Annotated in this window: 1 protein-coding gene; it reads left to right on the forward strand. The window is 68.8% G+C overall.

The features are described from left to right. Positions 1-27 precede the first annotated feature (27 nt). The coding region (locus J5M67_RS28935) for an N-acetylmuramoyl-L-alanine amidase (RefSeq protein WP_207888741.1) at positions 28-429 on the forward strand (402 nt) is incomplete at its 3' end.

Raw genomic sequence — 429 nt, forward strand, 5'->3', positions numbered from 1 at the left:
CAAGTTACGACTCGAACGGAAAAGGGTATGGCTGAAGAACAACAAGCGAAAATCATCAACGAGGGCAGGCGCGGGTTTCTCGCGCGTTCGTCGGCGTGGCCGGTGGGGAAGCTGATGCTGCCGCTGGCCGGCTGCGGCGACGGCGACGGCGTCGTGCCGTCCGCGCACGCGCAGGATACGCCCCCGCCGTCGGGTGCCGGTTACACGATCGATCGCTCGACCCAGTCGCCGAACCAGGATTCGCGGGTGCGCACGCTCGTGCTGCATTACACCGCGCAGACGCTCGCGGATTCGATCGCCTCGCTGACGAGCCCGCAGCGGCAGGTCAGCGCGCACTATCTGGTGCCCGACGCGGCCGACGACGGCCGGCGCTTCAAGGTATTCGAGCTCGTGCCGCAGGCGCGCCGCGCGTGGCACGCGGGCGTCAGC

The organism is Pseudomonas sp. 30_B (assembly GCF_017491605.1).
Classification (GTDB): Bacteria; Pseudomonadota; Gammaproteobacteria; order Pseudomonadales; family Pseudomonadaceae; genus Pseudomonas.